Below are 9,906 nucleotides of genomic sequence, written 5' to 3' on the forward strand. Positions count from 1 at the left end.
TTATATATAGTAACTTAAAGAGTGTATATTGTGTATTAAGGCAGAGAAATCTGCCTTTTTCTTGCTCGATACACAGCATAGGACTATAGTGTATTATATGTTTAATATGTACACGGAAGGTTAGTTTGTCATCAGTAAAAGTTAGAGCAACGATTGTAGAGGACAATACGGGCATCAAAAGCCAACTGCCTATCTTGCTAACTGAGCAAGGAGAGTTAAGTACGGTCACAGACTACCTACTCAAGCTAGAGGCAGACGGTGTGAGTAACTCCGTCATGAATGGGTTTATTCAAGCGGTGTCCTTGTTGCTGGATTATATGGAAGCAAATAGAGGATTGTTTGACGATCCGAAGTTGCTCTTTCAGACCTTTTCTAAGCGGTTGTATACAGGAACGATTGGTGAGGATGGACTTGACCCATCAGGTTTGTATTGGGTGCCCAGTTCAACCAGTAACGTGAATAAGCATATTCATCGATTGACGGCATTTACAGATTGGTTGGCAAACAAGCAAGGCACTGCGCCGATGAACCCCTTGCGTGATGCTACCCCTCATGAGCAGCGATTGAATTACGCTGCATGGTATCGCAAAAACCAAAACGATTTCCTTGGTCATATCGAAGATAAGACTGTGAACAAAACCATCCGTAAGGCGCGAACCATTAAAGGACGCACGCCGCTCACCAAAACCGAAGATGACGCCATCGCCTTTCCTGAAAAGCATTGGGAAGATTTTTATATAAATGGCATCGGTGGCGCGAGCGACCCACGAGTGGCACTCAGGGACAAGTTAATACTCCTTCTCATGCACGGTGGCGGGTTACGCGAAAGTGAAGCTTTAACGCTTTGGGTGACAGACGTGTTTGAAGATCCCTATGAGCCAGATAGTGCTATCGTTCGAATTTACAACGAAATAGATGGCAAAGCCCCTGATGGTTGGCGAAGTCGTTCTGGTACACCAAACAGAGAAGCATATCTAAAGGAGCAATATGCTCGCATCCCTCGCCAGCGCATGAAAGGCACAGCTCATCTTGGTTGGAAGAACCGTGTGGTTGACCACAAAGACAACTACATACAGGTTCAATGGTTTCCAACTGACTATGGCAAAGTGTTTATGTCACTTTGGAAAAACTACCAAAAGTACCGAGCCAGCATCGACTGTCATCACCCTTATGCGTTTATTTCGTTTCATCATAGCGCTATCGGCAACCCTTACACCATCAACGCCTTCCATGATAACTACGCCAACGGCTTGAAGCGCATTGGTTTAGAGCCGAGCAAGGCAGAAGGCTTAGATCCACATGGGCATCGACATAATTACGGCAGACGATTAGAACGTTCAGGATTGAACCCGTTGGTAATTCGACGCTGTATGCACCATAAGTCCCTAGACTCACAAATCCCCTACACAGGCAAAGGCCAGCAGGAAATCTCTGATGAACTGACCCAAGCGACGTTGCAACTGGCAAACCCTGAATCCAAAGTCAAAGCGCTCGACTGGAAAGCACTCGTTGAGCATGGGTTTGATGACGTCGACCCGCAGGGCTATTTCACAGGCAAGCATCCAAAATTGAGAGGTAAATAATGGCGAGAAAAAATGACGGACGTTCATCGGATTCATCCTTCTCTTGGATGCTCACCACACTTGGTGCTGAGTGGCAACAATGGCAGGAGTTGGCAGCGGAGTGGATGGCAGAACAAAACACAACGATTGACCATAAACAAAAAGCTATAACTCGATTCTTCGAATCCTATATTTCTGAATATGCACCCTATGCCATCGGCAATATAGATTTGTTTTTCAAGGGCTACCAAGGACATCAATGCTCCAGTGAAGAGTTGGAAAAACTGGTTAGAAAAACTCAAAATAGCCCCGATAAGATCCAGTCGGGTGTGAACATCCCATATGACTTCACCGACTTTGTGATTGAAAAAGTGTTCTCCGAAAAAGATGACCATGGCAGACTTGTTCCACTGGTTCAAAACCCGCTGAGCAAAATCAAACAACAAGCTAGTGCGACTGAAACAGTGCGCAATCCTCTGCCGTATCGCTATATTCAAAACCTGCGCCAAATCATCTGTCCGTTGCCTGATAAAACTGAACTGACCGTCATTGAGCAAAACCTCAAGGACGATGAGTCTCTGCTTCCTGCCTATCACTATCGACATTTCAAGCACTGGACATGGGCGCAGCGGCAAACAGGGCAAGCAAAAAGCGATGTTGACTGGTTCGAAGTGGAGCCTGAACTGATTGATAAAACTGACCCTGACTGCGTATGGCGCAGCAAAGAAGTGACTCGCCATATTAAAGGTGAAGGGAAAAAGAAAATCACCCTTCACCAAATCTGGTCGCCCGTCAAAGCGATGGCGATTTTCATGAAACTCCATATACCGCTGCGTACCTATCAGGTGCGTATGTTAGACAGTGGTGAAGCCGATACATGGCGCTATGAGCAAGGTCAATGGGTGGTGAATACCAAGCATAATTACGCGCTTGGCAGTGAAAAACGCCCATTTGGGAAAGGTATCTTCCGCCGAATTCACGACACCATGACAGGGCTGTATTCAACAGGCTTGTATATCAACACCAACAAGACTGCTGACCAGAACAAAGACGAACAGGAGCGGGGTTACATTATTCCTTGGCAAAACGAGGAAGTATTGTACTGGTTGGAAAAGTTACGTAACTGGCAAGAAAAATACAACCCGATTGCAAAGCCCACTCATTGCACCACATTGTTAAATAAGCACACTAGTGTAAAGAAATCGGATAAGCAACTACAAAGTATGGGTGAGATTGCCTTTCTGTTTCGTGACGCATCTGCAAAAGGTGAGGATAAACACAAGCCAATTAATTACACCGCAACAGATTCTTTTTGGTATCAACTATTATTGGCGCTGGAAAACCAACTCGCAGAGCAAGGCAATACCTTGGATAACGGTGAGCGTTTGAAACTGGTTGTGGATTACTCAGAAGGTACTACAAAAGGTGCTAAGGTTGCCACACTCTTTCCCTTGCACAGTTTGCGTGTCTCACTCATCACAGCGTATACGATGGATACCCAACTGCCACTGCCTGTGATTTCTAAATTACTGGCGGGGCATACACGCCTGTTGATGACTATCTACTACAACAAAATTACCCCGTCCGTGATGGCAGAGAAAATGGATGAAGCGCATGGTGAGTTGGATGCGAAATCCAAACAATCAGTGCGCAACTTCCTTAAAGATGCTTCGATGGAGCAAATCCAATGCAAGATGGTGTATCACAGCGATGACAGCATTCAGGCGGCACTGACTAACCGTAATCCGATTGGTTGGGAAGAGCGCTCCTGTGGGATGTGCTTGGTCGGCGGTAACACCGTTAAATCGGATGAAGTCAGTACCATTGGCGGGTGCTGGAACGGTGGTGAGTTGATTAGAGATGCAAAAGCCGCTCAAGGTCGCGTCTACGCCAGTGTGCCACACGGCCCTGAAAACTGTCCTCGTTGCCGCTGGTTTATTACCGAGGCACACTACCTACCTGCGCTTAATGCCCACTTCAATCAATTAAGTTACAAGGCGCATCAAGCGGCTAACCTCTCTGTGGAAATTGAGGGTGAACTAGAAGCCCTCAAAGATGAACAGTTCTTTTGTGAAGAGCAAGGTAAGCCGTTCATCAAGCATGATGAACTGCAAGCACTACAGCGCCGCTATGAAAAGCAGCACGTCGAAGCCGATGAATACGCCAAAGATTGGATAGCGTGCTTTGAGCTTATCAACAAAATCATTCGCGTCGAAGAAGCCAGGAATGAGGATGACGCCAAAGATAAGCTGATTGCGGTTGGCTCTGAACAAGATGTCAGCCATGCCTTGAAATTTATCGAAACCGACTCTGAATTGTTACACCTCTCCCTAATATGTGATGATGCGGAGTTCTATCCTGATTTACAGGATGAACTTCGTAAAACGCCTGCCATAGAAAAGCGCTCACGCAAGCTCAGTCGTGTACTGATGAAAAAAGGTTTTGAGCCAATTTTCATGGAAATGGACGACAAGCAACAACTCATCGCCGCCAATGCCATGCTGCGCCAAATGGCGAAAATTGCCGACCCTGACGACAAGCTGGAAGGCTACCGCAAGGTGGCGAGCTACATCGAAGCGGGTGAATACCTGACTGATAACAAGCTATTCTCTCAGGGTATTCAGGCACTGACTGATAAAGCCATTAATCTTGATGGCATAGCACTACCGAACTTATTGGAGGACTAATGGAACTCGATATTGAAGTCATTCTGGCTGACTTAAAAGAAGGCAAAGTGCCTCGTACGCAGCAAAACCTCGATAAGCTCAACGACACGCTGAAAGCCTATGCAGAATCAGGTCAGCGTGACTTCTCCATTACGCAAATTGGGCGGGTGTCTGTCGAAAATGGCGGGGTGGCGTATGAGGCGTTGCGTGCTACCCGTAACAAGCACTACCGAACACTCATCGAAGCATGGGCGGCAAAGTACAATACCAATACCAAAAAACCGTTATCCAACACCTCACGGTCTAAATCCATCCCTGCGGATAATAAACTGCTAGAGCGCATCCCAGACCCTGCGGTACGCGCCTTGTTTGGTCAAATTATTGCGGAGCGTAACCGTTACCGCAAAGAGGTTAATTTGCTCAAGCAACACGCCAATATTACCATCGACAAACGCCCTGTGCGCCAGTTTGACACCACCGCAGAGCCAAGTGTTGAAGTGCTGCCATCCCTATCAGGCGTACTCACCGAATCAGAGAAAAAAGCCTTAGCGTATGCAATTTCTGATGAATGTATGGAAAAGAACGACTGGCAAACTACTCAGGCGGGTCAGGTAAAAGACATGGAATACAATAGCGAAGTATTCCCTAGAGGCTTTGTCACAGGGCTTCGTAAGCTATTGGGTGAGGTAGATGACTAATGGCAAGTGGGCAGCAGAAAGCGCAACAAAACCTTGAGGCATTTGAGGTCTGGAAAGCCACACAGACGGACGATGAGTTTAAACAAATCGTGTTTAGAGGTCAGCTTAATCGCATTGAAGTGGCAAAGGGTATTGGTTGTGGAAAATCGGCTTTAAACCAAAATCCTGCCCTCAAGAAAGCACTCAAAGCCTTAGAAGATGAGCTGCGCGGCAAAGGTGTCCTGCCACCGTTGACCGCCGTTGCCAAGAAGAATGAGGGCAAACCTCAAGCCTACGACAACACAGCAAATCGAAAGCTACTCGATTCAAAGCGGGTGTCGTCATTAGAAGCTGAGAACATTGAATTGAAAGCTAAGGTCAAGGAGCTGGAAAAGCGACTTGAGCGCTTTGGTGAGCTATCGGAAACCTTATCCGAAATGGGGTTGATGCCACGATGAATACCGCTTTGCATGAAGACCAAATGCGTGTAACCAGTATCCCTTATCGCTCGACCAAGATGGTGATATTCAGCGGTGTGCCGCTGGCGAAAGACTCTTACAAAACCAATAGTGGGAAGTATTACGTCACCATCAAAGCCGACCCCGATAGCATCCCTGTGCTTCCAACGCTGGGGCAGCATTGGTCAGTCAAAGGTGCTCGCCAGATAGAAAATATGGAGATGGGTGATTATGTAATGCAGCAGCACACGTATGAATCACCCAAGCATATTGAATGCACGCTGCCCGAAGCAGGTGAGCAACTGATACGCTTTATCGCCAGAGAAAGTGACTTCAAGGGTATTGGTGAAAGCAAAGCTAGAGCGCTCTGGCAGCTCTTGGGTAAAGATTTCCATGCCACACTGAGAAATGATACCCCAGAGTCCAGAGAGCGTCTGACATCGATTCTGAGTGAAGATTCAGTGGAAGCGCTTTTTAGGGGGTACGCCAAATATAAAAATCTGGCACATTGCAACTGGATGAGCGAGCACCACATCCCCGCCAGTGTGCAGCAACGGCTGCTCAAGCATCATGGTGAAGCCTCCATAGAGGTAATTAAGGATAATCCTTATGCTTTGATGGGTTTTGGTCTTTCGTTCAGTGCCATTGAAGATATTATCAAGGTAACGGATTTTAAGAGCGATGTTGCGCAGGATGACCCAAGAAGGCTCAGTGCTGCTCTGGAAATGGCGATTCGCAAGGAAATTGAAAAAGGTCACACCTATACCACTCATGCCAATGTGCGCCCTTACCTCAACAAACTATTGAAAGACAAAGCACTGGTCACTCAGGCGTTCCAATCAGGTCATGATAAAGCTCAGTACATTTTAAACCCCGACACAGGAACCTACCATCCAACGGCGCAACTTCTGATGGAAAGTGTCGTTGCCAAACGGCTAAATACACTGATTAAGCGGAATGACTTGTTTGATGAAAACGCCAATGCTGCGTATTGCTCTGCTGTTGCGGAGCTTCCCTACGAATTAACCCCTAAACAAATCGAAGCCGTAACAACGTGTCTGGATAATTCGGTAAGCTGTATTACGGGCGGTGCAGGAACAGGCAAGACAACGGTACTCAGAACGGCTCTCAGGGCTTACCATCAACTTGGATTTGAAATACACGCCGTTGCGCTCAGCGGTCGTGCTGCAATGAGACTTCATGAGTCCATCGGTTTTGTTACCTCAACCATTGCCAAATTGCTGCGTGAAGATCCCATAGAACCCAGTGTCGAGAAAACAAATCACCTACTGGTGATTGATGAGGCAAGCATGATTGACTTGCCAACCATGTATCGTCTTGTGAATCACATTCACCCCTCTGTACGATTGATATTCACTGGCGACCCCGACCAACTTCCACCAATCGGCTGCGGCAAGGTGTTGGCAGACATCGTTGAAGCAAAAACGGTGGCTAATACGAAATTAGATATCGTCAAGAGACAGGAAGGTTCAACGGGTATCCCCGAATACTCAAAGCTCATCAATCAAGGTGTGGTGCCTGATCGATTAAGTACGGGAGCAATACACTTTCACGAAACCAGTAAGACAGACATTGCCAAAGTCTGTTGTGAGCTTTACCAACAGTGTCCTGAAAACAGTCGCGTCATGGCTCCAACCAAGGCACTCGTATCAGAAATCAATAAACTCACCCAACAAGCCGTTAACCCAGATAGCACTAGCCTTGAGTTCGAAATCAATGGTGATAAGTTCTTTTTGCCACTTCGCATGAATGATGCGGTGTTATTTACGCAGAATCATTACGACAAAGGCATTCAGAACGGCTCACTTGGTATGCTAACCAACGCCAAACCTTCTGGTGATAGTTACGGTGAAGTGACGCTAGATACAGGTGAAAAGGTCGAGATAACACAATCCGTTCTCGACTGCATGGAGTTGGGTTACGCAATAACCCTACATAAAGCTCAAGGGTCACAGTTTCCACGCATCATCATCGCTCTGCAAAACGGAAGAATAGTAGATAGAGCATGGCTCTATACGGCAATCACGAGAGCTGAAAGTGAAATCCATATCGTTGGTAGTCGCGATGAGATGAGGCGCATCACCGAAGCACCTAGTCACTCTCATAAGCGGAATAGCTACTTGAAAGAGCTGTTACGGTAGCTATTTCAAACACGAAAATGCCCCATTCCTTGCTAGAGCAATTAATCTCTAGAATCTGCTTGTCTATTCATTGTCCTAGTTTATCTTATTCTTCTAGCCCATTTAGTATGAGAAGGCGAGCCAAAAACTTTGGTTGTGGTGAACTCTTAAACAAGCAATGAGATATTTATGACTAGAAAAAAGTGGACATTAAACGCTGTTCGTGAAGAGGCTCTTAGGTACAAACAAAGAAGCAAGTTTAAACAAGGTTCAGGTGGTGCCTTTTCTGCTGCTAGAAGAAATGGATGGCTAGAGGATGTATGTTCCCACATGGAGTACACCAAGAAACAATCAGGTTACTGGACGTTTGCTAGAGCTATAGAAGTGGCTAAAAAATGTAAAACTCGCTCGGAATTTCAGTATGGTACTGGAAACAAGGGCGCATATGGTGCTGCACAAAAAAATGGTTGGTTACCTCAGATGTATGCTCATATTGAAGAAGTTAGAAAACCTAAAGGTTTTTGGACTGAAGAGAGAGTTAGAAAACCTAAAGGTTTTTGGACTGAAGAGAGAGTTAGGCAAGAAGCCCTAAAATATAAATCTAGAATGGAATTTGAAAAAAACAGTAGTTCGGCATACGGGTATGCACTACGGCACAAGCTGATGGATGATATATGTTCACATATGGAACATATCGGAAATAGGGCTAAACGGTGCATTTACGCTATTTTCAGTGTGGAGCGCAACGAGGCTTATGTTGGCCTAACATTCTCATTCCCAAAGAGGATGCTAGAGCATAAAAATGGTTATGGTCACTCAACAAAGGAGTTAGTGACGTATCCAGACACAAAGTACGAGAAACTTACCAAGTACATTGATGCATCTTTAGCAGCTCAGTTAGAGTCGGAATATGTTGAAAAGTATCGAGATAAGGGTTTTAAGCTACTAAACAATGAAAGCGCACTAGGAGCGCTTGGTGGTAAAGAACCATGGACTTTTGAAAGAGTTAAGAATGAAGCTAGAAAGTACACTTCGAGAATAGACTTCAAAAATGCACCCAATTCAGCCTACAGAGTTGCTTGTGAAAAAGATTGGATCGAAGAGGCTACGTCTCATATGCCAGAGAAAGTATGTTGGACATATGAGAATGTTGAGCAAGAAGCAGCGAAGTACAAAACACGGAAAGAGTTTATACAAGGAAATAACTCGGCATACGTAGTTGCGTGCAGAGAAGGCTGGACGGATAAAGTTTGTGCTCATATGGAAAGGCTCTCCACACCGAACGGTTATTGGACTTTAGAGCTTTGCAAAGCGGAATCTAAGAAATATAAAACACGAGGTGAGTTTAAAAAACACTCTCCTTTAGCGATGAGAGCTGCATACAGAAATGGCTGGATAAACGAAGCATGCTATCACATGGAGACGTGCAAAAAGCATAATGGGTTTTGGGATAAAAAAGCGTGCGAAGTTGAAGCTTTGAAATATACAACTAGATCCGATTTCATTAAGGGAGCTTCTGGCGCATATGATTCAGCCAAGAAAAATAACTGGCTAGAGGATATATGTAGCCATATGACTTCCGTGCAGCGACCTACTGGTTACTGGAATAAAGAAAGGTGCTATGAGGTAGCATTACTCTACAATACGAGAACTGAATTTAATTTGCATAACAAAAGTGCTTATAATTCAGCGAGAAATAATGGCTGGCTTGATGAGATTTGTAACCACATGAAGTCTACTCGAAAACCGAGAGGCCACTGGAAAATAAAAGAAAACTGTAGACAAGAAGCTCTTAAGTACTCTAGCAAGATGGAGTTTAAGGCTAAGTCATCAGCAGCCTATAGCTCAACAGTAAAGAACGGCTGGCTTGATGATATATGTAGTCATATGCTTTAGAAATATCTATTGCACGTAATGTCCACGGACTTCTCAGACCTACAGTTAGCGTGACTGCAACAGTTTTTGTTGATAGCTGTCGGACAAACAAAGGAAGCCTCAATTTGATCTGTACCAGCAGAACTGGACACTTCACTAGGCGACTTTTCGATACTCCAAGTTATCCGCATTTTTCTAATTTAAGTGATTACTCTAAGAAGGTTTTGTCCAGAAACGTTTTTCAGCGGGTGGTCAAGAAAAATCATAAATGCCTAGCGAGTAGTGAGCTGTGCTAGCGTAAGGAGTGGCTTTATTATTTTACTTTACCATCACTTCCCTTAAATACCCTTTTGGCAGGGTGATGGTTTCACGCAGTGATGCCATCGCCTTGCTAAGCCTTAAGGGATAAAAAAAGCGTACACACCAATATACATAGTATGTACGCTTTGCATCTCAAGAAGAAGCATTGCCAGTAAAGGGCTGTCACTCACTCACACGCAAATAGACATGGTTTTTACTGTATACTC

6 protein-coding genes are annotated in these 9,906 nt (G+C 45.2%); all 6 read left to right on the forward strand.

Annotated elements, in window-relative coordinates; translation table 11 throughout:
* Positions 1–125 precede the first annotated feature (125 nt).
* Positions 126–1,583, forward strand: coding sequence for a gamma-mobile-trio recombinase GmtY (gmtY, locus tag BCU94_RS16750; protein ID WP_102477028.1), 1,458 nt, complete (start codon positions 126–128; stop codon positions 1,581–1,583).
* On the forward strand, positions 1,583–4,249 hold the full coding sequence (locus tag BCU94_RS16755) for an integrase family protein (RefSeq protein WP_102477029.1): 2,667 nt from the start codon (positions 1,583–1,585) through the stop codon (positions 4,247–4,249). Before gmtY ends, BCU94_RS16755 begins: the two co-directional genes overlap by 1 nt.
* A complete protein-coding gene (gene gmtX, locus BCU94_RS16760; RefSeq protein ID WP_102477030.1) occupies positions 4,249–4,926 on the forward strand; it encodes a gamma-mobile-trio protein GmtX in 678 nt (225 codons plus the stop codon). The genes BCU94_RS16755 and gmtX overlap by 1 nt, the downstream gene beginning before the upstream one ends.
* The gene (locus tag BCU94_RS16765) at positions 4,926–5,363 is read left to right on the forward strand and encodes a VPA1267 family protein (protein ID WP_102477031.1); all 438 of its coding nucleotides are present in this window, start codon (positions 4,926–4,928) and stop codon (positions 5,361–5,363) included. Before gmtX ends, BCU94_RS16765 begins: the two co-directional genes overlap by 1 nt.
* Positions 5,360–7,525 (forward strand): AAA family ATPase, encoded by a 2,166-nt coding sequence (locus BCU94_RS16770; RefSeq protein ID WP_102477032.1) that lies wholly within the window; start codon positions 5,360–5,362, stop codon positions 7,523–7,525. The genes BCU94_RS16765 and BCU94_RS16770 overlap by 4 nt, the downstream gene beginning before the upstream one ends.
* Positions 7,526–7,693: 168 nt before the next feature.
* The gene (locus tag BCU94_RS16775) at positions 7,694–9,400 is read left to right on the forward strand and encodes a GIY-YIG nuclease family protein (protein ID WP_102477033.1); all 1,707 of its coding nucleotides are present in this window, start codon (positions 7,694–7,696) and stop codon (positions 9,398–9,400) included.
* Positions 9,401–9,906 lie beyond the last annotated feature (506 nt).

Origin of the sequence: Shewanella sp. 10N.286.52.C2 (assembly GCF_002874545.1) — a bacterium.
Lineage (GTDB): Bacteria > Pseudomonadota > Gammaproteobacteria > Enterobacterales > Shewanellaceae > Shewanella.

Bases quoted from the DNA above. Each gene is read 5' to 3' on its own strand.
- BCU94_RS16755 (WP_102477029.1), top strand. From the start codon at position 1,583: ATGGCGAGAAAAAATGACGGACGTTCATCGGATTCATCCTTCTCTTGG.
- gmtX (WP_102477030.1), top strand. From the start codon at position 4,249: ATGGAACTCGATATTGAAGTCATTCTGGCTGACTTAAAAGAAGGCAAA.
- BCU94_RS16765 (WP_102477031.1), top strand. From the start codon at position 4,926: ATGGCAAGTGGGCAGCAGAAAGCGCAACAAAACCTTGAGGCATTTGAG.
- BCU94_RS16770 (WP_102477032.1), top strand. From the start codon at position 5,360: ATGAATACCGCTTTGCATGAAGACCAAATGCGTGTAACCAGTATCCCT.
- BCU94_RS16775 (WP_102477033.1), top strand. From the start codon at position 7,694: ATGACTAGAAAAAAGTGGACATTAAACGCTGTTCGTGAAGAGGCTCTT.